This is a genomic window from Haloferax litoreum (genome assembly GCF_009674605.1).
Classification (GTDB): Archaea; Halobacteriota; Halobacteria; order Halobacteriales; family Haloferacaceae; genus Haloferax; species Haloferax litoreum.
In genome coordinates, this window is the sequence record NZ_WKJO01000003.1 from 180,022 (window position 1) to 205,802 (window position 25,781).

Consider the following 25,781-nt stretch of genomic DNA (forward strand, 5'->3'; position numbering starts at 1 on the left):
CAGAACCCGCCACCCCGACCTTCGAGTGACCAACGGATGACCACGGACATCGACGCGACACGTGACCGCCACGTCTGCGAGACGTGCGGTGAGGCGTATCCGGCCGAGCGACTGCTGGTCCTCCACCGAGGTGCGCGGCATCCCGATATCCTCGATGCCAGCGAAGTCGAAGCGTACCGTGAGGCGTACTACGAGGAAGAACGGCAACTGAAGTCGTTCCGTATTCGAGCCCTCGGCGTCCTCGTCGCACTGTACTTCGGATTCCTCATTCTCTTCATCCTCTTCGCGTCATGATACGACCGACACGCTTCAGGCGGATTGGCCTCGGCATCTTCCTCACGAGTCTCGCTGCGCTCCTTTCAGACCCAGTCGCCGCGAGCAACGCCGCCGTCGGCCTCGCGGGTGCGTCACAGGACAACCTCGCCGTTCCCCGATGGCTCTACCTCGCCACCGGCGGTGCGACAGTCGGCGCCTCCGCACTCCTCGCGAGTTTCGTGACCGACCGCCGATTCATCGAACAGGTCCATCGGTGGCGGCGGTCGGTCGCCGTGACCGATGGTCTTCGTCGTGGACTCGGTGTGCTTGGTCGCCTCCTCGGACTCGCACTCCTCGCGTTGCTCGTCTCTCTCGGTTACACGGGTCCGCAGGTTCCGACCGTCAGTTTCGCCGTCATCGTCGTCTTCGCTGGCCTCCGCGCGGGATACACGATGTTCACCTACCTCGTCACGGACACGTGGCGAGTGCTCAACCCGTGGCGTACGCTCTCGAGTGTGCTTCCCAGTGGCTTCGTCGAGTATCCCGACCGACTCGGCCGGTGGCCTGCGGTCGCCGGAATTCTCGCCCTCGTCTGGATAGAGACGGCCGCGGGTGTCACGCGTGACCCAGCACTCCTCGCTACCGCACTCGTCGGGTACTCGGTCGTCACGCTCGTCGGTGCATTCGCAGTCGGAACAGACACGTGGTTCGACCGGGCGGACCCCGTCTCTGTGTTCCTCCACTTCTACGGTCGGGTCGCCCCGATTCGCGTCGACGACGACGGCATCTCGCTTCGCCTTCCGGGCATGCGCCTCGTCACAGACGACGAGGTAACCGATATCGCCGCCGTCGCCGTCGCCGTCGTCCTCGTCTGGGAACTCACCTTCAGCGGGTTCGTCACGACGGAACAGGGTGCGTCGGTTATCCGTGCCATCGTCGACGTGGGGGTACCACCACTCCTCGTCTACGCACTCGTCTACCTCGGTGGGTATGCCGTCTTCCTCGGCCTCTACCTGCTCGCGGCGCGGGCGACAGTCCGCCGAATCGAGACGTTCGAGACGCCGCGAGCACTGGCCGTCAGATTCGCGCCTTCACTGCTCGCTATCGCCGCAGGGTACCACCTCGCGCACTACTTCGGGTTCTTCGTGTCGCTGTCGCCGATGCTCGTCGGCGCGCTCTCGTCACCGTTGTCGCCACCAGCGAACCCGGTCGTTCTCACGCTTCCTGCGTGGTTTGGCGGACTGAACGTCGCGTTCGTCCTGCTCGGGCACTTGCTCGCCGTCTGGGTGGCACACTCACAGGCGTACCGGACGTTCCCGAGTCGGATGCAAGCGGTCCGAAGTCAGTTCCCCTTCGTCGCCGTGATGATTCTCTACACGATACTCAGTTTGTGGCTCATCTCGTTGCCGACGGAAGCACCGCCGTTCCTCTGAGTGTTAATAACCACTCTCGATTTTATTGTTAAGATAGATTATTTTTGGGGCGTTTGATAACAGGTGGATTATTAACTGGTGGCTGGCTAGTGGCGGATATGAGCGAACACGACGGACGTGTCACGGACGACTCGGGCACGTCCACGAACCCACCGGACGACTGCGGGTGTGACGACGCCTGCGACGTCGACATCGAGGAGGGTCCGCAGTCGGTGGGTGCGACAGACCCAGACGCCGCTCGAAGTCGGGCGGAGTTCGGCGTCCCCGACATGGACTGTCCCTCCTGTGCCGGCAAAGTCGAGTCGAGCGTCCGTCGACTCGACGGTATCGGAGACATCGACCCGCAGGTGACGACGGGCCGACTCGTCGTGGATTACGACCCCGACCGGACGAGCATCGGCGACATCCGAACCAGCATCGAGGGCGCGGGGTACGCCGTCGAAGACGAACCAGCGGTACGAACGGTCACTCTCACGATTCCGGATATGGATTGTCCGTCCTGTGCGGGAAAAGTCAGAAACGCCCTCGGAACTGTCTCTGGCGTCCTCGAATACGACACACGCCCGACGACGGGCACCGCAATCGTCACCATCTCGGCCGACACGGACCCTGCAGACGTCGTCGAAGCGGTCGAAAACGCCGGGTACGAGGTCACCGGAACCGACGCCGACGAACTCGAAGACGCAGAGACAAACGCCGGGCCGCAGAGCGTCTGGCGGAGTACGCGCGCGGTGAAAACGTGGATTAGCGGCGGGTTCCTCGCGGCGGGTATCGCCGTGGAGTACCTCCTCGGCTTGGAACTCGTCGTGGCGTCGCTCCTCGGTGTCTCGTTCACGCTCGCAGAAGTCCTCTACATCGTCGGTGCCGGTGTCGGTGGGCAGGCTATCCTCCGAAACGGCTACTACTCCGCTCGGAACCGCAGTCTCGACATCGACTTCCTGATGTCGGCGGCGATTATCAGCGCCGTGACGGCGAGTCTCATCTCGCCGCCCACGAGTCTCTACTTCGAAGCGGCGACGCTCGCGTTCCTCTTTAGCGTCTCGGAACTCCTCGAACGGTACTCGATGGACCAAACGCGGAACTCGCTGCGCGAACTGATGGACCTCTCGCCGGACGAGGCGACAGTTCGACGCGACGGCGTCGAGACAGTCGTCCCAGTCGAAGACGTCGTCGTCGGTGACACCGTCGTCGTCAAACCCGGCGAGAAGATACCAGTCGATGGAACCGTCCTCGCTGGCGACACTGCCGTCAACCAAGCGCCAATCACCGGGGAATCGGTCCCCGTCGACAAGACCAGCGGCGACGAGGTGTACGCCGGCACCGTCAACGAGACGGGGTATCTGGAGGTCCGCGTCGACTCTGCCGCCGGCGACGACACACTCTCGCGTATCGTCTCGATGGTGGAAGACGCACAGGCGAACAAGACCGAACGCGAGCAGTTCGTCGAGCGTTTCTCGTCGTACTACACGCCGTTCATGGTCGTCGTCGCACTCTCTGTCGCCGCGATTCCACCGCTCGTGTTCGGCCTCGACTGGGTGACGTGGTTCGTCTACGGTATCACGATGCTCGTCCTCGCGTGCCCGTGTGCGTTCGTCATCTCGACGCCCGTCTCGGTCGTCTCCGGCATCACCTCGGCGGCACGAAACGGCGTCCTCATCAAAGGCGGGACGCACCTCGAAGCGATGGGGGCAGTCGAAGCCATCGCCATCGACAAGACGGGAACACTCACCAAGGGTGAACTCACCGTCACCGACGTGGTGCCGCTGAATGGGAACACCGAATCTGACGTGCTTCGGTGCGCCCGCGGCCTCGAATCGCGGAGCGAACACCCCATCGGTCAGGCAATCGTCTCGCACGCAGACGGGAACGACATCGACGGCAGGGACGTCTCCGGATTCGAGAGCATTACCGGGAAAGGCGTCCGCGCCGAACTCGACGGGGTCCCGCACTTCGCCGGCAAACCCGGTCTCTTCGAGGAACTCGACTTCCACCTCGACCACGTCCACGTCACCGACCCGGACGACACGCTCTCGGACGACGTTCGCGCACTCTGCGACAGACAGGGATGTCTCAACCTCGTCGAAGATACGATTCCCCGTCTGCAGGCGCAAGGGAAGACTGTCGTCCTCGTCGGCAGAGTCGGGCAAAGCCCGACAGGCAGCCGGACGCAGTCCGGCGATACCGAATACGAACTCGAAGGTATCGTCGCCGTCGCCGACGAAGTCCGCCCGGACGCGAAAGCGACTGTCGCCAAACTCCGCGAGTTCGGTCTCTCCGTGATTATGCTCACCGGTGACAACGAGGGGACGGCACGCGCCATCGCAGAACAGGTGGGCGTCGACGACTTCCGCGCTGGCCTCCTTCCGGAGGACAAGGTTGCCGCCGTAGAAGGACTCCTCGACGAGTACGACTCGGTTGCCATGGTCGGTGACGGCATCAACGACGCCCCCGCGTTGGCAACGTCGACGGTCGGTATCGCGATGGGTGCTGCGGGGACTGACACTGCACTGGAGACGGCAGATATCGCGCTCATGGCCGACGACCTGTCCAAACTCCCGTACCTCTACGAACTGTCGCATCAGGCGAACCACGTCATCCGCCAGAACATCTGGGCGTCGCTGGCTATCAAGGCCGTCCTCGCCGTCGGCGTTCCGTTCGGGTACGTCAGCGTCGCTCTCGCCGTCCTCGCCGGCGACGCCGGGATGACGCTCGGTGTGACGGGCAACGCGATGCGACTGGCGCGGATTCGTCCGGCCGACGGCAGCGAATCGGTCGAATAGCTGAGAGACTCGTCCACTCTCGGTCTGAACCGTGGGCGCTGTTTTGGGTATCAAACTACGTGTTCGCGTCGCGTGAGGTCTTCACATGGGACGGACAGACGAGACGAACTCGCTGGAGGTTCGATGGTTCGGCACTGGGTCACCACCGCAGGCCCTCAGTGAGTGGGTTTCTGGATTCGGGGACGTAGAACCGTCACAGCGGACTGACGTGTACCTCTCGCCACTCGACTCGGGGTTGAACCTCAAACTGCGCGGAGGGGGTGCCGACGCTGTCGAACTGAAGTATCGACTCGGAAGTGGGACGCACCACGTGTTCTCTCCCGAGGTGACAGGAACCGTCGAACAGTGGTACAAGTGGAGTTTCCCGCTGGAGTACACGCCGAGTCTCTGGAGTGCCGACCCGACTGGGTTGTGGGTGTCGGTGGAGAAGACACGGATGCTCTCCGCGTTCGAGACGGCTGAACTCCGGTCGTTCGACGACAGCATCTCGGCTACCGATGCGACTGCACACGTCGAGGTGACGGAGGTGACGGCACTGTCGAATACGGGGTGGACCTGTGGTGTCGAGGCCACTGGACCGCCTGACGCCCTCGAAGACGTACTCGTTGCGGTCGGAGCGCGGGTATTCGGTGAGTCGTTCCCAGTCGAACTCACCGCGACGCAGTCTCTCGGATACGCAGCGTGGTTACGAGGGGTTTCGGCTGACTCCACTCCGACCTCGTCGGTTCTCGTCCCTTCGAACCGATGAGGTGGTCTCGTCGTGCCAGTGCCTCTCACTCCGCGAAGTCAGAGACTAAGGTTCCGAGACAATATCAAACGAGTGGCAATTCTTGCCTCACGAGAAACGGCAACTTTCACTTATCTTTTCCCGACCCAGTCCGAGTATGGCAGACGGACAGCAGACGCGACGGCGATTCATCTGGCTGACCGGGACGGCGACCATGGCCGGCCTCGCCGGGTGTTCCGGCGGTAACGGGGGTAATGGCGGGGCAGAGACCGAGACGACGACTGAGAGCGGCGGGTCCGGTTCGACAGGTGGCGTCCCCGAAGAGTACGCGACTGCGACGTCCATCGGCGGGACGCAACGGAACCCGGACAGTCTCTCTTCGCAGGAGGCAGTGTCGTATCAAGAGGAACCGCGGGAAGGACAGCAGTGCTCGAACTGCCAGTTTTACATCGAAGACATAAACGGCGACGGCATCGGGGCGTGTGCAATCGTCGAAGGTGAAATCGCTCCTGAAGCATACTGCGTCTCGTACGTCGAGTACGAAGGATAGCGGGGCCGGTGGGACTCGGATTGGTGGCCGCGTTCAGGTGTCTGTCGCGGTTGGTTCGATGGCGCTTTGAATCCGACACCGGACCTTCTCTTCTTGCCCGTCTCGTTCGACCGGAATCACCCACTGTTCTCCGCACCCGAGGACGGTCACCATCTCACCGTCCTGTCGGTGTTTCACGGAGACGAACACTTCGGCACGGTCTCTGTCGTAGTCTACGAGTTCGACGAGAACGTCCTCGCCGGCGATGAGGAGGTTCTTCGAACCGTCTAGCTCGGTGACGTACGACTCCGTGTTTCCATCCGGGTCGGTGACGAACAGTTCGACGACAGGGATGCTCTCACCGTCCGGGTAACTCGCGTCGACTTCCAGTGCACCGTCTTCGATTCGTATCCCCTCGATGTCGACGAGTGACGCCGCCACACCGAGGGAGTCAGCGACCTGTTGTCGGAGGTCTCCGAGCGGGATTCGAACCGACTTCCGAGTCGTTCCCATGGGCACCACTAGGACCGGGGGGTGTATGAGCGTGTCCGCTAGATGGACGCTTTGTCCAGTGCGGCGGCGAGGCGAGAGTCCTCGGGGACAGCGTCGTCGAAATCCGCAGAACCGAGGGGAACCTTGCCGTTCACAGAGAGGAAGCCGAGTTCACCGTACTCCGCGTCTTCGAGGTTGGTCAGGAAGGCGACTTTCCGTGACGCGGGAACGTCCTCGACGACAGCGTCGGGGGCTACCGACTCGTAGAGCGCGTGGTGTTCGTGGACGTGTTCGACACATCGCTGTGTCGGTGCGAACAGTAACAGGACGTGGACGCCGGGGCCGTCACGGGCGAGTTTCGGCCGGATGTCGTGTTCGTCGTCTTTGTAGAAGTAGCGCTCCATGCGGCGGTACTGACGCAGAATCTCGTTCGCCCCTGTGGCGTGCCGAATCGCCGCGTCGGCTTTGAGTTCGATGAGGTAATCGACCGGTTCGGGCGTTCGAACGCGAACGTACACGTCGGCGACGCCACGGTTCCCGTAGTGGTCGTACGGTTCTTCGAGGTGGATGTCCACGTCGTCGAAAGCCTCCCGGAAGTGTTCGACGACCCGGGTCGCCAACTCGTCCTCACGCATTCGTTGGCCGAACTGACGTGACCATCGGGGAAAGGTTGCGCGATTCGACCGGCACACACCGACCGACCACAAGGGACTTCACCTCCCGAAAAAGTTGGTCGAACGACACATGTCTCCGCGAACCCGCAGACGGTTCCTCCACGGGTGCGGCGCGGCCCTCCTCATCGGTCTCGCCGGGTGTACTGGCAGCGACTCCAGCACTCGAGGGTCGCCGACGGCACACGGTCCCCGACGAGAGGACCTTGTCACCGACTACGACTACCTCGAACTCAGACACGAGTCTCCCGAGGCAATCTTCGGGGATGCAGACCGAGAGGACGAGTCGGCGCTCCCGTCCTTCCTCCTCGGGTCAGAAGACGAGCTACGGGACGTCGAATTCACAGCGATACCGGACGGAATCGAAGACGCTCGACGGTTCATCGACTCGACGAACTTCGACGAACAAGCACTCGTCATCATCCAGCATCGAACCGACGCATGTCACGGCGTCGACCTGTTGTACGTCGCGTCGCCCCCCGACCACTCCGTCGACGTGGATTTCTGTCGGACGCTCCGCGACGCCGACGTTGAATGTTCGACCGACGAGCGTCACGTCCTCGCCTCTCTCATCCGACTGCCGTACGCGTTGTCGGACCGGTCTGAGCACGGGTGGAGTCACGGCGGCGGGACGAGTTGCCGCCTTCCACCGTCGCTTCGAACCGAGACGATGGACGAGGAGGACGCGTGACGATGCGCGAGACGCGGCGGAGGTTCCTCGCGGCACTCGGTGTCGTGGGAGCGACGAGTCTCACGGGGTGTCTCGGCGAACTCGACCTGCAGAACGACGAACGGCCGGCCCTCGACGTGGCGACGCTCCGCGAAGTCGAAGCACTCGGGTCGCCGACGTTTCCAGCCACGACGCCCGCACCAATCGCTCCGACGTTCCTCGAAGAGAGTGAGGCGCGCGCGAGAGAACTACTCGACTCGGTCCCGGCGACGATGGACAGTTCAGCGGTCCCGAACGAGGCGGTTCGCCACATCTACGCGGAGGCGTACGAGGATGCGACCCGCAGACTCGACCGGCCGTCGTCGGAGACCACACCCTTCGAGACGCTTCGTTCACTTCGCTCCGCGCGTGGCCGTGCGGCGATGGCCAAGGGAACCTACGAGGCGGCAGTCGGTGAGTTGACCGAAGACGACGTTCGTGCGATGGCCGATTCGCTTCGCTCGGATATCGAGTCGTTCAGGCTGGCACACCGGTACCTCGGTGACGACGTGGGGACAGCACTCGTCCTCCACGCGGAAGTCGAAGACTTCGTCGCAGCGGCGGCACGGTTTCTCAACAACGCCGGCGAGAGAGGGCGATATGGGGGGAGTGCGCCCCGTGTCGGGGAGATGGCTGATGCAGTCGAATGGGCGCGGGCGTCGCTAGAAGGCGCTCGCCACCTCGCTGACCGCTACCGAGGCACGCTCTCGAATCCGCGACACTTTGGCGACCTGTTCCGAGAGAGCGCATCTTCTCTCACGGCTATCGTCGCGGACCGCAGAGGTGAGTATCCTGACACCTACAGGCCACTCCTCGACGACTTCGACAGCGACCTCGACGACACCCCTGCGGAAAACCTCCTGATGGAGACGTTCGTCCACATGCATTTCGGCGTCGAGCAGGCACGAGACGAATTACGGGCAGGCCGTCCAGCGAATTCGCTACTCGGGGCACACGCCGCGGAGCGACATCGGCGTGCCTCCGAGGCGGCACAAGCAGCGGTTCGGAACGACGAGTACCTGTCCCTCGACGCTGCGACACAGGTCCACGAAGAGAAACTCTCGGCACTCGAAGCGCTCGAAACTGCCCGCTCGACTCGCTCGCCGTCGGTCCTGACGAGACGCGCACTCACTGACGTCGCATCCCGAATCGACCAGGGTGATAGCTATCTCGAACGCTCACTCGAAGCCGACACCTACCGGTCGGCACGGAATGCACTGGGACAGTACGCGTTCGTGGCGTTCACCGCCCGGGAGACACCGGGAGTAAGCGCGTGGGTCCTCGGGGCCATTCGAGCGAGACCCGCAGACGACGACGCGTGACGCGTCTGGAGACAGGGGTCATCGCTCGGGCACTCCCCGACTCGACTGTCGGCCACTCACTCAAAATCAGTTCGAACAAAACGACTAATATCGATTGTGAGATATCGACTGACTCACGTGCTGGACAGAAATCCAATAAAACGAAAAATCACCGAATCGGTTCTCACGACCAGTGAGTTCGCGTTCGGACACGAGGTGACGAGTCAGTGAACGGCCGGGTTGCGGCGGGTCTGTTCGTCCTCCTCGGACTGCTGTGGGGAAGTTCGTTCGTCGCCATCGAGGTCGGGTTGGAGTTCTTCCCACCACTCCACTTCGCCGCGATTCGGTACTACCTCGCGGGTCTTATCGTCCTCGGATACGCCGTGTACTCGACCGACTACTGGCGACCACGGACGCGAACCGACCTGACACTCGTCGGCATCGCCGGCGGGTTGATGATTGGCGGCCACCACGCGTTTCTCTACCTCGGCCAAGAGTACGTGTCGGGTGCTGTCGCGGCCATCGTCATCAGTCTCGGCCCGATTCTCACGACGTTGTTCGCCACCGGCTTCCTCGGTGACAGACTCACTGCACTCGGCGTCCTCGGCCTCGTCCTCGGATTCGTCGGCGTCGGACTCGTCGCTCAACCAGACACGAGTGCGCTCCTCTCGAGCGACGTCGTCGGTGTGGGTATCGTCTTCGTCGCCGCCGCGTGCTTCGCCCTCGGTGCCGTCTTGACTCGCCCGTTCACGTCGGATATCCCCGCGCGGACCCTCCAGGCGTGGGCGATGCTCCTCGGCGCGGGACTCCTTCATCTCAGCGGCGTCGCCACCAACGAATCGCTCGCGTCTATCGAGTGGACGGCGACAGCGTTCGGGTCACTCGTGTACCTCGCCGTCGTCAGCGGTGCGGCGGCCTTCCTCATCTACTTCGAACTCCTCTCGCGATTCGGGCCGACCCAAATCAACCTCATCGGCTACCTCGAACCCGTCTCGGCGACGCTCCTCAGTTGGGCGTTTCTGGGCCAACTCATCGACTCGCTCACGGCCCTCGGATTCGTCGCTATCTTCGCTGGGTTCGCCCTCATCAAACGCCGCGCACTCGCAGAGTTGGTCGGGTCTGTCCGCGGAGCGTCTGCCCGCTGAGGGTGTGCCCCTCCGTTCGTGTTCGCCGCCACTCGTTTGACCGACCGTCCAGAGCAACGCACACAAGTATTCGACGAGTGAACACTTACCTAGTCAGATGCCCGCCGATTCCGTCCCGCCCGAGCAGAAAGAAGAAGTTGCACAGGCCGTTCGAACGGCACTCGCCAAACACGGCTACGCCCGGTTGACGACCAAGAAAGTGGCCGCAGAGAGCGAAAAGAGCGAGGCAGGTCTGTACTATTACTACGACTCGAAAGACGAGATGATCGTCGCCTTCCTCGAATCGTCTGTCGATTACCTCGCGCGCAGTCTCGACCAAATCGACGCCGACGGGCCGGAGGCGCGCCTCCGCGCCGTCTGTGATATCCTCCTCGTAGACGAAGCCGACGAGGCCGCACGCGGCGTCAACGTCGCCGTCATGGAACTTCTCTCCCACGCACCGCACAACGAGACGCTCCGTGGACCACTGCTCCAGATGGAACAGCACACGCTCGATGTCATCGCCGATATCGTCCGCGACGGTGTCGAACAGGGTGTCTTCCGCGACGTCGACCCCGACGGAACGGCGGCGTTCATCCTCTCGGCGACGGACGGATACACCGGGTTTGCGCTCGCACTCGGGATGGACGGTGTCGGGGACAAACTCCGGGGGGCGCTCTCGACGTATCTCGACTCACTCGTCGTCGACTAACCGACTCTGTGTCGTTCAGTGTGTCCCACGAGTGGTCTGGACTACACTAAGTAAGTGCTTACTCAGTAGTTTTATTACGATACTCGCCTGACTCGTATCCATGCCGCCTCACCAAGTCCTCCTGACGGTGCACAGAACGAGACCCGCTGTCGGTTTCCACAACTCGGACCTGCTGGAGGTGAGAGAGCGATGAGCGTCTTCGAAGACGCCACACTCGGAATACACGTCGTCGCCGGATTCGCCGCGTTGTTCGCCGGCCTCGGGGCTATCGTCACGACGAAAGGTGGACGCCGCCACCGCCGTGCCGGCCGAATCTTCGTGGCAGGAATGACAATCGTCGCTGTCACGTCGCTCGTGCTCTTCGTCCTCGACCCGTCGCCGGGTCGTACCTTCCTCGCACTCGTCGCCGTCTTCAGTTACTACTTCGTCTTCTCTGGAGACCGCGTCCTGTCGAGGAAGCGACCCACGGACCGCCCGGAGACGGTCGATTGGGTCGCCGTCGGATTGCTCACCGTCGCGGGGAGTGGTCTGCTCGTCATGGGGGTGTACTTACTCCTCGCGGGAGACGGGTTTGCGACGGTGATGCTGGTCTTCGGCGCTGCCGGGGCGGGATTCGGTCTCCGTGATATTCGGGCGTTCCGCCGTGCCCGCGCCGAGTCACGCGAGTGGTTCTTCGAGCACATCGGCAGGATGGGCGGTGGCTACATCGCGACGGTGACGGCGTTCTCGTCTGTCAACTTCGAGTTCCTCCCGATGGTCGTGGCGTGGCTTTGGCCGACTGTCGTCGGGACGCCGCTCATCTTTCTCACCATCCGGAAGTACAAACGTGGAACGTCGGGCAGAATGGTAGTGTCGGCGGACTGACTCCCGAACGGGACGTCTCTGCGGGGCAACTCACTCTCGCCGTGACGGTGTAGGCCCGTCCCGCTGATAATAAAATAGAGAAATTATATAATAGCACTTATTATCCTAAGACGATTTCCTATTAACATGCGACGACAGAACCGCCGCGACTTCCTCGCCGCCGTCTCTGGAGCGACGACGGCGGCACTCGCCGGATGTCTCGGTTCCGGTACGTCTGGTCAATCGGCTGCCCCAGACGAGACGCAGGCGACTGCATCGTTCTTCGTCTTCGGCGACGTGACGAGTCACGTGGCCGGTGAGGCGGCGTCTGCCGAGACACTGGTTCCACTCGGACAACACGGCCACGGGTGGGAACCCGGACCCGACGTACAGGGACGTATCCTCGAATCGACTGTCTTCGTCCACGGGATGAGAGACTTCCAACCGTGGGCCGACGACATCGTGGCCTCACTCGAAGCGGATGGGTCGGACGTGGTCTCCGTCGATATCTCCGCCGACGTATCCCTCCACGAAGTCGGCGACGACGGACACGCTCACGACGATGATGACGAAGATGCCCATCACGACGAAGACAACCACGAAGACGACAGCAGTGGAGACGACCACCACGACGACACGGTGACAGACTCCCACGAAGAACACGACACCGGTTCGGTCGACCCGCACTTCTGGATGGACCCCCAGCGCGTCGCCACTGCGACGGGGACGGTCCGAGATGCGCTCCAAGCGGTCGATGCCGAGAACACCGACGCCTACGCCGACAACGCCGAGCGCTACCTGACTGCGCTGGCAGACCTCGACGCGGCCTTCGAGGAGGGGCTCGAATCCCGCGAGCGAGACGTAATTCTCGTGGCAGGTCACGACGCCTACGGCTACCTCGCCGACCGCTACGACTTCGACGTCGTCGCGCTCACTGGACTCTCACCAGACGACGAACCGTCGCCGCGAGATATCGAACGCGCCCAGGCGACTATCGAGGAACACGGCATCCGGCACGTTCTCGCCGACCCACTGGAATCCGACCGTGCCGCGACCCAACTCGTGGCCGAGACGGACGCCGAGGCAGTCCTTCCACTCACCTCGATTCCCGGCCTGACACAGGAGTGGGTCGAACAGGACTGGGGCTACGTCGACATCGTCCGAGAAATCAACCTCCCGTCGTTGCGTACGGCATTGGACGCCCGATGACCGCTGTCTCGCTCAGCGACGTGGTGTTCTCGTATGGCGATGTCCCCGTCGTCGACGGTGTCTCCCTCGACGTTCCGGAAGGCGACTTCCTCGGACTCGTCGGCCCGAACGGGTCGGGAAAGAGTACGCTGTTGACGTTGATGCTCGGACTCCAACGCCCCGACAGCGGCGAAATTCGTCTGTTCGGCGAACCGGCCCACGAGTTCGCCGACGGCGAGCGTGTCGCGTACGTCGCACAGGACGTGACGAAGACGGCCAGAGACATGCCAATCACCGTCCGTGAAGTCGTTCGAATGGGTCGGTATCCCCGCAATCTGTTCGGTCGGTTCTCGGCCGCTGACCACGCCGCGGTGGACGATGCACTCGAACGTGTCGATATCCTCGACCTCGCAGACAGGCGGGTCGGGTCGCTCTCCGGCGGCCAACGACAACGCGTGTTCGTCGCGCGCGCACTCGCCGCGGAGACCGAGTTACTCGCACTCGACGAACCCACAGTCGCCCTCGACGCCGAATCTCGCGAGTCGTTCTACACGCTTCTCGGCGAACTCAACGACCAGGGGATGACTATCGTGCTGGTCGAACACGACATCGGCGTCGTCACTGCTCGCGCCTCCCGAATCGCGTGTCTGAATAAACGGCTGTTCTTCCACGGCCCGTCGGACGAATTCGCCGACAGCGACGCACTCGCTGCGGCCTACGGCACGAACCAGCGTGTGTTGGACCACACGCACACGCACCACGGCGGAGGCTCTCTGAGCGACGAGAAAGCGGAGGGGGACGAGTCGTGACCGGACTCCTCGCGTACACTGCTGTCGCCGCCTCACCGAGTGACGTGCTCACTCCACTCCTCGTGTTGAATGCGCTTTCGGGCCTCTTCGATTGGTTCCTCACTATCGTCGTCGCGGGGGCGTTCTCGTGGCTTGCAGACGTGGCGGGCCTCGAATTCCTGACGTACCCGTACATGCAACGGGCGTATCTGTCGGTCCTGTGTATCGGCGTGGTCGGGCCGCTTGTCGGGTCGTTCTTGGTGTATCGTGACTTGTCGATGGTCGGCGACACCCTCGCGCACACCGCCTTCGCCGGCGTCGCAGTCGCCCTGTTTCTCGATGCGACGCTCGCCCTCTCCGTCCCACCTCTCGTGGGCGCACTCGTCGTGGCGACGATTGCAGCACTCGTCGTGCAAGTCCTCGTCGAGTACACTGACGCCCGGAGCGACGCCGCACTCGCGATGGTCCTGACCGGTGGGTTCGCACTGGGGAGCGTCCTCATCTCGCTCACCGACGGCGGGATTTCGGTGGGTATCAATCAGTATCTCTTCGGGTCGCTCGCAACCGTCTCACGCGCCGACGTCGGACTCCTCGTCTCGATGACGCTGGTGGTTGCTGTCGCGGTGACTGCGGCGTACCGTCCGTTGTTGTACGTGACGTTCGACGAGACGGCGGCCCGAGCGTCGCGAGTCCACGTGAGAGCCATGAATACACTCCTCTCCATCCTCACTGCGTTCGTCGTCGTCAGTGCCATGCAAATAATGGGTGTCATCCTCGTCGCGGCACTCCTCGTGATTCCTGTCGTCACTGCGGCACCACTCGGTCGAAGTTTCAAGGGTTCGCTGCTGTACGGCGTAGTCGCAGCGGAGGTAGCCGGGGTTGCCGGTGTCACACTCGCCTACCTCTATGGAATCACCGCCGGAGGGTCTATCGTTCTCGTCGCAATCGGTGGGTTCGTCGTGGCCCAGGGTAGTCGTCGAATCTGGTAACCGAGTGTAAACAGATGTTTACATTCGGTTTCGGATGTCCCCGTGGAGAGACGAACACGGCGGTGTGAACGGACAAGGCCATTTATATTCAAAATCTGGGTCACGACCGGTTTCGGGGAGGAAAATGCCTTTTGGTAATAATTTACAAATGGGTGATAAATCCGACAAAGACAGTATTCTGTGAATCTAACCATGAGGATTATGTTATTATTGTTTATGATACGCGGACGCGAGGTTCTATACCTACTGTAGTGCTCGATTTTCTCATGACGATTGACAACCCTCTGACTGTTGACGACGAGGCTCCCGATACCGACGGTGGTGTCGACACGGCGGTCGGACACCGCACCGGCGGGGCGGCGGCGGACACGACGGATGTCCTCGACGACGTGGACGACGTCGACGACGCGACTGACGAGATAGAAGCAGCAGTCGCAGAACTCTCGGAGGCCTCCGAGACGGTGGCAATCAGCGCTCAAGAGATTAGCGAGTTGGCCACCGTCCAGTCCGAGAACATGCGCGAAGTCGCTGGAGAAGTCTCGAACCTGAGTGCCAGCGTCGAAGAGATTGCATCGAGTGCCGAACAGACGAAGTCGATGAGCGACCAGGCCCGCGAACTCGCCTCAGAGGGACGTGAGTCTGCCGACAGTGCGGCGTCTGCGATGGAGACGGTGGACGAGGCAACTTCCGACGTTCACGAGGAAATTCTCGAACTCCGTGAGAAGGTCGACCAAATCGACAGCGTCGTCGAAGTCATCAACGAGATTGCGGACCAGACCAACCTCCTCGCACTAAACGCCTCCATCGAGGCCGCACGGGCGGGAGAGGCCGGGTCCGGGTTCGCCGTGGTCGCAGACGAGGTTAAGAGTCTCGCAGAGCAATCGCGTGAGAGCGTCTCTGAAATCGAGGAAGTTGTCGACGACATCCAGTCGACGACCAAGACCACCGTCGGGAACATCCAGGAGGCGAACGAGGAGGTCAACGAGGGTATCACGGAAGTCGATTCTGCCGTGTCTGCTCTCCGGAGCATCGACGTGGCCGTCGAAGAGGCCGCCGAGGGTGCCGAGGAAGTTGCCCGCGCGACCGACCAGCAAGCAGCGAGTACCGAGGAAGTCGCCAGTCTGGTCGACGAGACGTCCCGCGGTGCAGAGGAAGTCGCGAGCGAAATCAATCAGGTCGCGGCCGCCTCCGAAGAGCAAACTGCGAAAATCGCAGAGGTCGGACTCCTCGTCGAACACGTCGACGACGAAGTCGAGACGATAGACGACGACCTCGGCGACGCAAATGACCAACTCGAACAGCGGGGGGCGTAGATGGCCGTTGGCGACCACCCGGATGCAACCCTCGACGAACCGACCCAAGTTCTCGAGTTCACGGTCGGAGACGAACGGTACTGTGTCGTCCTCGACTCGGTCGCAGAGATTATCGACCGTCAGTTATCACGGTCACTTCCCGACGCACCGCCGCACGTCGTCGGTGTGATGGACTACCGCGGCGTGACGACCACACTCGTCGACACCGCCCGACTACTCGGCGTCGGGTCGAATCCTGAGGCGTCGCGCGTCATCGTCTTCGACACAGGCAAAGAGGACGACGACGTCTACGGCTGGCTCGTCGACGAAGTCTATCGTGTCACCGACCTCGACCCCTCCGACGTGGACGATTCCCCGTTCGGCGACGACCGTACGCGCGGTATCGTTCGAACTGACGATGGCCTCGTCGTCTGGGTCGACCCCCCGACCGAATCCCCGTCCAACCCCTAACCGCGTCGCTTACTTTCTTGCCCACACAGCCGAATTGACCGACCGATGGAAGCACGCCGGGACTCCGTAGACGCGTTCGACTCCTTTCGGCAGTTCGTCGGACTCGAACGCGACGTCCTCGTCCTCTCGCTGGCGATGCTCGCGTTCAGTCTCTCGTTTCAGATGACTGGCCGGTACATCCCTGAGTACCTTCGCGTCCTCGGCACCGGCGCGACTGTCGTCGGTCTCTACGGGAGCGTCGGAAACCTCATCGGCGCACTCTACCCGTACCCCGGCGGTGCACTCTCGGACCGCCTCGGGTCTCGGGTCTCGCTCACGCTCTTCGGGACAATCTCGTCTGCCGGGTTCCTCGTCTGGTTCGTCGCACCGTCGGTTCCGCCAGTGACAGTCGGTGGTCTCTCGCTCGAACCGTGGATTTGGGTGTTCGTCGGCCTGTTTCTCACGCAGGCGTGGAAGTCGTTCGGCCTCGGTGCGACGTTCGCCATCGTCAAGCAGAGTGTCCCGCCGTCGCGTCTCGCGATGGGATTCGCCAGTACCGAGATATTCCGCCGCGTCGGATTCCTACTCGGCCCACTCATCGCTGCCGCGTTGTTGGCCGCGACGGCGTCGTTCGTCGTCGGATTCAAGTACGTCCTCGTCGTCGCCGCAGCGTTCGGTATCGTCGCCACGGTTGCACAGCACTTCCTCTACGATGCCAGCGAAGACTCGCTCGGAAAGACGTTCGAGGGCCTCTCGCAACTTCGAACGGACCTGCGGTCGCTTCCTGAGACGCTCCGTCCACTCCTCGTCGCCGACACACTCGTGCGGTTCGGAAACGGGATGGTGTACGTCTTTTTCGTCATCGTCGTCACCGACTTCCTCGCTGTCGGTTTCTCCGGGTACGGTGTCTCGCTCCGACCCGACGCGTTCTTCGGTATCCTGCTCGGCGTCGAGATGGTCGTCGCTATCGTGACGAAACTCCCCGTCTCGAAACTCGCCGAGCGAACGGGACTCAAACCGGTCGTCGCGCTCGGATTCTCGGTCTACGCCGTCTTCCCCGTCCTGCTCATCCTCGCGCCCAGTAACCAGTGGGTGCTCGTCGCACTCTTCGCGTTCTCGGGACTCCGGTTTGCTGGCCTGCCCGCGCACAAAGCACTCATCGTCGGCCCCGCGGAGAAGAACGCTGGGGGACGAGTCACTGGCGCGTACTACCTCATTCGGAATACAATCGTCATCCCGAGTGCCGCACTCGGTGGATGGCTCTACGCGTCCAGTCCGACACTCGCGTTCGGTGTCGCATCGGTAATTGGACTCGTCGGTGTCGCGTATTTTGCGATTCGCGGGAAAGAGTTCGACGCGTACGCGGGAGGGGCGTAACTCGCTATTTGGGTGTCTCCAGGGCGACTTCGAAGTAGTACATCTTCTCGACGTCGCCGTCGAACACGAGGTGGATGAGGGCCTTCTCGCCACCGGGGATGTTGTTGCTCACGTCAGTGTCTGCGCTGACCCGTGCGCCCGACTCGTCGAACACCGTCCCGACGACGCTCAGGCGTCCAATCGACGATTGGGTCGTCACCGAGAGGCCGACGCTGTAGGTGCCGGTCTCCTCGTCGACTTTGGCGTAGTTCTGCCACGCCGTGGCGAACGGGAGGTCGGAGGAGACGACGACACCCGGAATCGGTCCCTTCGTCAGTAACGTCCCGACGACGTCCGGGTCGGAAGGGTCACGCGTGAAGTCGATTCTGTCTTCGGGCGAGGACTCTGGAACTGGTTCGGGTGTCGCCTCTGCTGTCGGTTCGGGCGTCGGTTCGGGTGTCGATTCTGGTGTACTGCGATTGTCTGGCGACTCCGTCGCAGTCTGTTGGTCGCCACTCGACACGTCGGCTTGGTTCGATGCTGGGTCCAGCGTGGTCGGACCGCTTCCCCCACCGAGACACCCTGAGACGAGTGCCATACCTACCCCGACCCCACCCAGAAAGTTGCGTCTGTGCATGATGATACGTACGACGACATGTATATTAGTTTATGACTGTCCTGATATACAGAACATAATCGAAGGCTGAACGTCCGTCGCCGTTATTCTATTACTAATCGTTCCAATAACTGAACTGATATGTGTGGGTGGAATCCTCCCGCTTCACCCCCGAACAGAGTTACTGTATGGCTATCGAACCGGAATAGTCGCCTGTGGGCGCTACACGGGCTGAATTCGTCTCTGTGCGTCGGGCGAAAATGGGCACAAGATTCAACTTGTCAAACCATCATCTTAGTTCATGGACATTGGGATACTCGGTGCAGGTCGACTCGGTGGGACGGTGGCCCAGTTGTTCGTCGAGGTAGGGCACCACGTCGCCATCGCGAACACGAGCGGTCCCGACTCCCTGGAAGACCTCTCAGAGACGTTTGGCTCCAACCTCGACGCCGTCGAGCCAGAACAGGCCGTGGTGTTCGGCGAGGTTGTCTTCCTCGCGCTTCCCTTCAGGAGACGCGCGTCGCTCCCGGACGCCGACGCCTTCGCGGACAAAGTCGTCGTCGACGCGATGAACCCGTACACGGAGAACTTCCACGTCATCGACCTCGGCGACCGAACGTCTTCGGAAGTCGTCGCGTCGCAACTGCCCGACGCGCGCGTAGTGAAGGCGTTCAACACGATATACTGGGAGACACTCCGTGATTTCGGCCACCCGGAACTCGACGAACCGGAACGATTCGCCATCTTCCTCGCGGGAGACGACGCCGAGGCGAAGGCCGTCGTCGCCGAGTTGATACGTGACATCGGCTTTGGTCCGGTCGATGTGGGCTCCCTCGCGTCGGGTGGGTCGTTGTTGGAACCGGGTGCAGCCTTGTACAATCGCGAAATATCGACAGCGGAAGCACGCGAGAAGACGCAGGAACTGTTCGCACGTCGCTGAGAAATTCGGCGAGACTGGATTTAACACGATTATTTATAATGTGTTCTCTATTCAACACTCCCCAAACGTATCTTACTTCGTGACCTTCACGAATCACTACTGTTCACAAATAGCACGGTTTTAAGACCCGTGAAATCAGAAACACGGGTGTCAAGCACCATGATGGCACAGACGATGCAATGGAAGGAATCACGGGTAACGTACGAAGAAGAGACTGGGGTGTACCGAATCGACAGAGATACATCCGAGCCTCTGAGTACGAACGTGGTACTGAGTATTGCGGCAATCGAGGACACCCGTCCGACGCGACTACCGCCACTCGCTCAGACCATCGACCCTGATGCCCTCAACACTGTTTTCGACTGTTCCGAGGACGCGATTCTCTCCTTTTCGTACGCCGGATATCGAGTGACGGTAGACGCACTCGGCTCCCTCGAAATCGTGTCTCTCGACGACGCACAGCCCCTCCACTAACGACAGACCTCCCAGTATCCGGGCACTCTCTGGGCCGGTCTCTTTTCTGCAACACTGAGTAGGTGTTGCCTGAAAACCTGACACCGAGAGTAGGTGATGTATACCAAAACGTTCTGTTCGCGTCAGAATCGATATGTTCGGAACGAGTGGAATCCGTGGTCCGGTCGGCCGAACCGTGACCGCAGACCTCGCCCTCCGTATCGGCCGCGCAGTCGGGTGTGATGCCCGGACTGTCGTCATCGGACAAGACGCTCGACTGAGTGGCGACGTCCTCGCGGACGCCGTCAGCGCAGGTGTCCGTGAGTGTGGTGCTGACGTCGTTCGCCTCGGCGTCGTCTCGACGCCAACTGTCGCCCGTTCCGTCGGATGGCTCGGCGCAGACGCAGGTATCGGAATCACCGCCTCGCACAACCCCGCGTCGGACAACGGCCTGAAACTCTGGACGACGAGTGGCCGCGCCTTCGACAAAAGCCAGACCCGCGACATCGTCCATCGGCTCAACCGAAACGAAGTCTCGCTCGCCGAGTGGGACGAGCTCGGTGAAGAACGCGAGTGGCCCGACGGCCCAACCCGTCACGTCAACCACCTCGTCAACTCCTTCGACTCCTTCGACTCCTTCGACTCCTTCGACGACGTCGCTATCGCCTTCGACCTCGGCAACGGGACCGGTCGCGTCTCGGTCGATGCACTCTACGAACTCGGAGCGACGGTCAACACCATCGACGGGCAACGAGACGGTCGCTTCCCTGCTCGAAAGAGTGAACCCAACGCCGAGACGCTCACTGCACTCAGGAAGGTTGTTCCCGCTCTCGACGCAGACGTTGGACTCGCCCACGATGGAGACGCTGACCGTCTGGTCGCCGTCGACGAGAACGGTGAGTACGTGACCGGCGACTACCTCCTCGCACTCTTCGCCCGCGATGCAGTCTCACCGGGACAGGCCGTCGCCGTCCCAATCGACACGAGTCTGCTCGTTCAGGACGTCGTCGAGGACGCCGGTGGCTGTGTCACCTACACCCCGGTCGGCGACGTACACATCGCTGAGACAGTCGCCAACTCGGGGTACTCCTTCGGCGGTGAACCCTCTGGCGCGTGGATTTGGCCCGACGAGACGCTTGCCCCGGACGGACACTACGCCGCGTTGAAACTCACTGAACTCGTCGCCCGCGAAGGCCCACTCTCTGAACAGGTCGAATCGCTCGGCGGAGACGCCTACACGACGCGCCGGACCAGTCTCTCGTTCGAGAACAAGACCCAGGCGATGGACCGAATCGCCCGTGAAATCCACGCCCAGTACGAAAACGTCGATACCATCGACGGAATTCGCGTCGACACCGACGATGGCTGGTTCCTCGTTCGCGCCAGTGGGACCGAACCACTCGTCCGTATCACGGCAGAAGCCCGGGATTCGTCCGAGGCGGACCGCCTCTTCGAGGAAGCACGCTCTCTCGTCGAGGGTGCACGGGTCGTCGCCTGAGCGCTGTCCCAATCGACTCCCGACCCGTTCCTTCGAACCTTGCGCTCCTGCGGCGGGTGCCCCACACTTCTCACAGTTTAAATACGATGACGCAGGAGTCAGAACCAACGAACCGATGAACGACGTACCTCCACATGCCGCGGCGACACCGAACGAAGTCACTCGACGGACCGCCCTGAAGGCGCTTGCTGGAGGTGCAACCGTCGGCCTCGCTGGGTGTCTCGGTGACGATGCCGCGTCGAAACCGGCACCAATCGACCTCTCTGGCGGCAAAGAAGACGACCAGGGTGGCATGGTCATCGGCCTCCATGCCGGGCCGAACGGACAAATCTTCTACCGTGACAATGCGCCAGACGGACACGAAAACCCGGCGTGGTTCCACACGCTGAGTATGGGACTGTTTCCCTACTACTTCGAACACGAGCAGATGGGCTGGAACGAGACGGCAATCTACGTCACAGACTACTCTGCCGTGGACTATTCGCTTACCAGCGACGGGGGAGACACGTTCATCTCGACGCACACGGGTGCGGACACCTTTGGTGACGCCACTCAGATGACCTACGTCGTCGGAAGTGCGGTCCTCGGCGGCATGGGGAGGGACCTGATACCTTTCTCGTCGGCGGACGATGCCGACGTCTTCGTCGAGGAACACGACGGGTCGACGGTCGGATTCACCGACATCACGGCTGAATGGCTGCGTGGCTACATGCGCTCGTAGGCCTCACGAGAGGCCGATTGCTGCGCTCGTAGCCAAGGGGTACTCGAAAAAGTCGCGACTGGAGGGACTCGCACACGCCTGCCACCGGTTCGTGACCGGTGGCGATGCACAGACGTTCGTCTCTCGTACAGTGGGTGGTGACCGGAAAACGGCGCTCTGGACGGCTCTCAGAACGAGTTGGTCGGCACACGGACGCCGTCGACGTACACCGACACGGAATCGGTCGAGCGGAAGTTCGTGATGTCTCCGTCGAACCGGTAACTTCGTGAGTCGTCGCCGACGGTTCCTTCGGCCGCCGGTCCGACTGCTCCCGTGGTGCTGAGTGCACCATTCGAGTTCAGTGGTGAGATTGCTCCGCTGACGGTCACCTCGAACGACGAGAGTGAACCAGTACCTGCGACGACGAGCGTGTGGTTGCCATCGTTCGGAGATGATTCGTCGGACTGTTCTGTCGCCGAGCCGAGCCCAGAGACGCCTGCGAGCGTACCCGCAGCAGTTACTGAACCGAACAGCGCGAGGTATCTCCGCCTGCCGACAGCATTTTCAGTCTTGTTCTCGGGGCCCTGCCCGGTGGACCGTTCGCTTACCATGTTTCTGGAGTTGCGTATGAGGTCCATAAATGTTGCGATAATTACATTAGTAAGAAGACATGAATATCTAATCTCAATACTATTCAGATATTGACAGTCATGAACTATTATATGATGGATTCTCGTTTTGAACGATAAAATCGGCAGACAACGGTATATTATAGGTGTATTAATCACTTTCTTATGACCGCATTAATGAGCATTTTGTCCCTCGAGTATACACAGTAAAAATTCTGAAATATTTGGTGGAATTCTAATGTCTTACATTGTGATATCTTTCTTCTGGTCCTCCGAACTGTTTCGGGAAACCCTCTCCCAAATCAGGGGCCAGCGGTACGAGAGGGACGCACGTAGGAACGTGGATAGTCACACTGTGGTCCGGATCAGTTGGACTTTGACGAACCGCACAGTCGACGATGCGAACCCGGTGTGCTAGGAGTTCGAACTGCCCGTCTGACAACGACCTCACACACAGACGACCTCTAAGTCCTCGGCGTCGTACACGTCGCAACTGTTCCGATGGTGCCTCGCACACGGAAACGGCCATTCGTCTGAACTCCTGTCGGAATTCAACTCGGTGACCGGTACTGTCCAGCGAGTGGAAGCGTGTTGGAACGTCGCTTCCGTGACGCCGGAGCGCGAGTGCTATCGGTACCTGTACGTTACCGAAAAGAGAGACAGCGGGATTCTCTCGCCGTTTTCGTCGAGGACAGTTCTACTCTCGTCGTCGAAGACGGTTCGACGAGTGAACGCGAACCGCGGCAAATCTTTCCCGCCCGTGTGTTACCTTAGACCGGTACATCGGTGTATTCTCTGGCACGAACACTCCAGTCCGGTCGCTGTTCGAAGTGACGGTTTCACGACCCACTCGCGCGTCGGAAACTCACTGTTTGTGGCGTACTAGAGGAAGTTGACGTGTTGGTCTTCCCACTCTCGCCGTGCGAGAATCGACTCTCGACCCTTCTCCGACATCTCGTAGAAGTTTGTCCGCCGGTCGTGTTGACCCTTGTTGACGTAGCCTTGTTCGACGAGTGCGTCGAGGTTCGGGTAGAGGCGTCCGTGATTCACTTCGCCCACGTCCTTGCTGATCATCTCTTTTATCTCTTGGCCGGAGGGTCGCTCCGCACCGGCAATGACGTACAGTAGGTCGCGCTGGAAGCCAGTCAATTCGAACATGTAGTCTCAACTCATATTATCGCCGTACTCTGGTATTGTTAGCCACCTCTATACTGGATAATTGGTCTCATTACCGCTGGGAACGCGCGAGAACACATCTATTGCACATTTGACTTTTCTCAACACCCCTCCCCTCCGGTAATCATCTCGATTTACGAGATAAAACCAGGGTACTGACCGTCTACGTGTGCCAGACTTTCTGATGAAGATGAACTTAATTCTCGTCCAATATTGGTCCAGTGCCTCGCAGAAATGTCACGATAACAAAGGTCACATGTGGTGTACATTGGTCAACCGGAGTTATGGTCCTCTCGCGCGTCGTGCGCGGGACCACCCGCACACACCGATGACATCCCTATCAAAAGACGAGCTGTTCCGCATCCTCAGCAACTCGCGTCGGAGGCAAATCCTGTATTTCCTCCACCGAGCAGACGAGGCTATCTCGTTAAAACAACTTGCCGCGATGGTCGCCGCCAGAGAGAACGAAACGGCGGTCGAAGACGTGACCGACGAAGAACGACAACGTGTGTACATCTCGTTGTACCAGACGCACCTCCCGAAACTCGAGTCGGCCGGTCTCGTCCAGTACGACGAAGAAGAACGAGACGTCGCTCTCGTCTCGGACGTCGCCAGTCGCGGGTTCTTCTGGATGCAGCCCGAAACTGGTCGTTCGTGGACGAGGTACTACGGTTCGCTCGGTGTTCTCGGGTGGGTGATGATCGTCGGACTCTGGGCTGGACTCCCCGTCTTTACCCTTCTCTCGTGGGCGGCCGTCGCCATCTTCGTCTCGACTGCACTCGTCGCCTTGGTACTTGCACAGTACTTCCTCGAAGAACAAGGGGGTGCACCGCCCGACGCGTTCGAAGCACTCGTCGAGTAGGGGAGGGGTGACTCGGTGATAGTCGATAGTTTCTCGACTCGATAGGGGCCAATGAGAGGACCCACTGTGGTGTGTTGACATATGTAATTGGTATTCTCACTTTTTGATACCACCGAATTTTCAAATTGACTATAGAAGTAATCAGCTAACAGGAATGTTAAGGAAATCTGATTGGTGTACAGTACATAATCGACTCACTGGACCGCTATCGAAATTCTATACATCGTATCGGCATAATTGAAAATCTGAGTTAATATAGATTGTTACAACCAATTTACTCGCACATTTTGAGACCCTAACGGTCGGACAAATCAATGTCTGGGATTGTCAGGCAGGTATATATCCTCATCTGTCGTATAGTCCCGGTAACCCTCGTGTGCTGGGTCGCGCCTGGTGGAGTGACCCGCGCTGTGGTCTGTGCCTGAGTGGTGACCGACTGTCGGAACACCACACTATGTGCCAGCTTCGGTCGTGGTGACGACCGACGTCACGCGAATACGCGAGTGGGGGAGGAAGGAAAAAATGGTAACCGATTCGCTCCAAACGAACACTGACGCTGTCGAACAGACAGCACCGGAACAGATAGCCGAAACGACCGGAGGAAGCTGTGAGGTCTCCGAACAAGAACCCGAGTCTCTCTCGAAGGACGTCGTCTTCGAGATTCTGAAGAACCAACGCCGCCGCGACGCCCTTCGCTACTTGAAAGAAAACGATGGCGAAGCGAAACTCGGCGACATGGCCGAATTCATCGCGGCGAAAGAAAACGACATCGACATCAAGGCTCTCTCTTCGAGTCAACGCAAGCGCGTGTACATTGGATTGTACCAGTGCCACCTCCCGAAGATGGACTCGGCGGGTATCGTCGACTTCGACAAGAACAGAGGTGATATCACGCTTCTCGACGCCGCAGAGCAACTCGAGACGTACCTCAACGGTCACGTCTCGAACGACTCGGACGCTGCCGAGGAATCGGAGCGTCTCGTCTCGTCACCGAAGCGGAATCTGACGATTGCCGCGGGTGTGGCAGCCACTGTCTCTGCCGGACTGCTCGGTGTCCCCGGCCTCGAACAGATTCCTGCTGCGGGATGGGCCGTCCTGAGCACCGCGACGCTCATGGCTATCACCGCGATGGAGTCGTACAAAGACCGTCTCGCCGCGTAATTCCCGGTTCGCAACTACTTACACTTCATTTTCACGAGTGACTCAGGGCGGTTCCCGAGTCTATCCTCTTCGCCCGCGAGTCACGTCGCTCAGTCTCGGGCGTCGCC

General features: G+C 60.9%; 27 protein-coding genes. 22 read left to right on the forward strand and 5 right to left on the reverse strand.

The genetic code is table 11. The features are described from left to right. Window positions 1–36: 36 nt before the first annotated feature. The 5 genes from GJR96_RS17605 (at window position 37) to GJR96_RS17625 (ending at window position 5,745) form a co-directional block, all read left to right on the forward strand. The gene (locus tag GJR96_RS17605) at window positions 37–294 is read left to right on the forward strand and encodes a DNA-binding protein (RefSeq protein WP_151164823.1); all 258 of its coding nucleotides are present in this window, start codon (window positions 37–39) and stop codon (window positions 292–294) included. After that, complete coding sequence (locus GJR96_RS17610) at window positions 291–1,688, forward strand: hypothetical protein (RefSeq protein WP_151164824.1); 1,398 nt, start codon at window positions 291–293, stop codon at window positions 1,686–1,688. Before GJR96_RS17605 ends, GJR96_RS17610 begins: the two co-directional genes overlap by 4 nt. A 98-nt stretch (window positions 1,689–1,786) precedes the next feature. Beyond that, window positions 1,787–4,468: a heavy metal translocating P-type ATPase gene (locus tag GJR96_RS17615; protein ID WP_151164825.1), complete on the forward strand. Its 2,682-nt coding sequence runs from the start codon at window positions 1,787–1,789 to the stop codon at window positions 4,466–4,468. Window positions 4,469–4,553: 85 nt separating this feature from the next. Beyond that, window positions 4,554–5,216 carry a hypothetical protein gene (locus GJR96_RS17620; RefSeq protein ID WP_151164826.1) on the forward strand — a complete coding sequence of 221 codons (663 nt, stop codon included), beginning with the start codon at window positions 4,554–4,556 and terminating at the stop codon, window positions 5,214–5,216. Between the two features lie 136 nt (window positions 5,217–5,352). After that, window positions 5,353–5,745 carry a high-potential iron-sulfur protein gene (locus tag GJR96_RS17625; protein WP_151164827.1) on the forward strand — a complete coding sequence of 131 codons (393 nt, stop codon included), beginning with the start codon at window positions 5,353–5,355 and terminating at the stop codon, window positions 5,743–5,745. Between the two features lie 33 nt (window positions 5,746–5,778). Here the strand turns inward: GJR96_RS17625 and GJR96_RS17630 are convergent, their stop codons facing one another. Further along, on the reverse strand, window positions 5,779–6,237 hold the full coding sequence (locus GJR96_RS17630) for a hypothetical protein (RefSeq protein WP_151164828.1): 459 nt from the start codon (window positions 6,235–6,237) through the stop codon (window positions 5,779–5,781). Window positions 6,238–6,275: 38 nt separating this feature from the next. Continuing rightward, the gene (locus GJR96_RS17635) at window positions 6,276–6,851 is read right to left on the reverse strand and encodes a hypothetical protein (RefSeq protein WP_151164829.1); all 576 of its coding nucleotides are present in this window, start codon (window positions 6,849–6,851) and stop codon (window positions 6,276–6,278) included. 109 nt (window positions 6,852–6,960) lie between these two features. Between GJR96_RS17635 and GJR96_RS17640 the strand changes: the two genes are divergently transcribed. The 11 genes from GJR96_RS17640 (at window position 6,961) to GJR96_RS17690 (ending at window position 17,660) form a co-directional block, all read left to right on the forward strand. Next, complete coding sequence (locus GJR96_RS17640) at window positions 6,961–7,578, forward strand: hypothetical protein (RefSeq protein ID WP_151164830.1); 618 nt, start codon at window positions 6,961–6,963, stop codon at window positions 7,576–7,578. Between the two features lie 2 nt (window positions 7,579–7,580). Next, a complete protein-coding gene (locus GJR96_RS17645) occupies window positions 7,581–8,918 on the forward strand; it encodes a hypothetical protein (RefSeq protein WP_151164831.1) in 1,338 nt (445 codons plus the stop codon). A 206-nt stretch (window positions 8,919–9,124) separates the two neighbouring features. Beyond that, a complete protein-coding gene (locus tag GJR96_RS17650) occupies window positions 9,125–10,042 on the forward strand; it encodes a DMT family transporter (protein ID WP_151164832.1) in 918 nt (305 codons plus the stop codon). Between the two features lie 97 nt (window positions 10,043–10,139). Then, window positions 10,140–10,733, forward strand: a complete 594-nt coding sequence (locus GJR96_RS17655; protein WP_151164833.1) for a TetR/AcrR family transcriptional regulator — start codon at window positions 10,140–10,142, stop codon at window positions 10,731–10,733. A 189-nt stretch (window positions 10,734–10,922) separates the two neighbouring features. Then, on the forward strand, window positions 10,923–11,597 hold the full coding sequence (locus GJR96_RS17660; RefSeq protein ID WP_151164834.1) for a DUF2306 domain-containing protein: 675 nt from the start codon (window positions 10,923–10,925) through the stop codon (window positions 11,595–11,597). A gap of 126 nt (window positions 11,598–11,723) precedes the next feature. Beyond that, a complete protein-coding gene (locus tag GJR96_RS17665) occupies window positions 11,724–12,785 on the forward strand; it encodes a metal ABC transporter substrate-binding protein (RefSeq protein ID WP_151164835.1) in 1,062 nt (353 codons plus the stop codon). After that, window positions 12,782–13,573 (forward strand): metal ABC transporter ATP-binding protein, encoded by a 792-nt coding sequence (locus tag GJR96_RS17670; RefSeq protein ID WP_151164836.1) that lies wholly within the window; start codon window positions 12,782–12,784, stop codon window positions 13,571–13,573. Before GJR96_RS17665 ends, GJR96_RS17670 begins: the two co-directional genes overlap by 4 nt. Continuing rightward, the gene (locus GJR96_RS17675; RefSeq protein ID WP_151164837.1) at window positions 13,570–14,541 is read left to right on the forward strand and encodes a metal ABC transporter permease; all 972 of its coding nucleotides are present in this window, start codon (window positions 13,570–13,572) and stop codon (window positions 14,539–14,541) included. The genes GJR96_RS17670 and GJR96_RS17675 overlap by 4 nt, the downstream gene beginning before the upstream one ends. Before the next feature lie 266 nt (window positions 14,542–14,807). Then, on the forward strand, window positions 14,808–15,854 hold the full coding sequence (locus tag GJR96_RS17680) for a methyl-accepting chemotaxis protein (protein WP_151164838.1): 1,047 nt from the start codon (window positions 14,808–14,810) through the stop codon (window positions 15,852–15,854). Then, complete coding sequence (locus tag GJR96_RS17685) at window positions 15,855–16,304, forward strand: chemotaxis protein CheW (RefSeq protein WP_151164839.1); 450 nt, start codon at window positions 15,855–15,857, stop codon at window positions 16,302–16,304. Window positions 16,305–16,349: 45 nt separating this feature from the next. After that, window positions 16,350–17,660 (forward strand): MFS transporter, encoded by a 1,311-nt coding sequence (locus tag GJR96_RS17690; RefSeq protein ID WP_151164840.1) that lies wholly within the window; start codon window positions 16,350–16,352, stop codon window positions 17,658–17,660. Window positions 17,661–17,664: 4 nt separating this feature from the next. On the opposite strand, the gene GJR96_RS17695 is transcribed toward GJR96_RS17690, so the two are convergent. After that, entirely contained in the window at window positions 17,665–18,237 is a 573-nt protein-coding gene (locus GJR96_RS17695; protein ID WP_225317802.1) for a hypothetical protein, read from the reverse strand. A 319-nt stretch (window positions 18,238–18,556) separates the two neighbouring features. Here GJR96_RS17695 and GJR96_RS17700 point away from each other — a divergent pair, with 319 nt between their 5' ends. The 4 genes from GJR96_RS17700 to GJR96_RS17715 all read left to right on the forward strand — a co-directional run bounded on the left by GJR96_RS17700 (window position 18,557) and on the right by GJR96_RS17715 (window position 21,867). Continuing rightward, entirely contained in the window at window positions 18,557–19,195 is a 639-nt protein-coding gene (locus GJR96_RS17700; protein WP_151164842.1) for an NADPH-dependent F420 reductase, read from the forward strand. A gap of 159 nt (window positions 19,196–19,354) precedes the next feature. Next, window positions 19,355–19,669, forward strand: a complete 315-nt coding sequence (locus GJR96_RS17705; protein ID WP_151164843.1) for a HalOD1 output domain-containing protein — start codon at window positions 19,355–19,357, stop codon at window positions 19,667–19,669. A gap of 133 nt (window positions 19,670–19,802) precedes the next feature. Further along, entirely contained in the window at window positions 19,803–21,146 is a 1,344-nt protein-coding gene (gene glmM, locus GJR96_RS17710; RefSeq protein ID WP_151164844.1) for a phosphoglucosamine mutase, read from the forward strand. Window positions 21,147–21,261: 115 nt separating this feature from the next. Then, window positions 21,262–21,867: a nitrous oxide reductase accessory protein NosL gene (locus tag GJR96_RS17715; protein ID WP_151164845.1), complete on the forward strand. Its 606-nt coding sequence runs from the start codon at window positions 21,262–21,264 to the stop codon at window positions 21,865–21,867. Between the two features lie 167 nt (window positions 21,868–22,034). On the opposite strand, the gene GJR96_RS17720 is transcribed toward GJR96_RS17715, so the two are convergent. Together GJR96_RS17720 and GJR96_RS17725 are read right to left on the reverse strand one after the other, a co-directional pair. Next, entirely contained in the window at window positions 22,035–22,457 is a 423-nt protein-coding gene (locus GJR96_RS17720) for a hypothetical protein (protein WP_151164846.1), read from the reverse strand. A 900-nt stretch (window positions 22,458–23,357) separates the two neighbouring features. Beyond that, window positions 23,358–23,633 (reverse strand): PadR family transcriptional regulator, encoded by a 276-nt coding sequence (locus tag GJR96_RS17725; protein ID WP_151164847.1) that lies wholly within the window; start codon window positions 23,631–23,633, stop codon window positions 23,358–23,360. 346 nt (window positions 23,634–23,979) lie between these two features. Here GJR96_RS17725 and GJR96_RS17730 point away from each other — a divergent pair, with 346 nt between their 5' ends. Further along, a complete protein-coding gene (locus GJR96_RS17730; RefSeq protein ID WP_151164848.1) occupies window positions 23,980–24,513 on the forward strand; it encodes a DUF7344 domain-containing protein in 534 nt (177 codons plus the stop codon). 522 nt (window positions 24,514–25,035) lie between these two features. After that, a complete protein-coding gene (locus GJR96_RS17735; protein ID WP_151164849.1) occupies window positions 25,036–25,674 on the forward strand; it encodes a DUF7344 domain-containing protein in 639 nt (212 codons plus the stop codon). Window positions 25,675–25,781 lie beyond the last annotated feature (107 nt).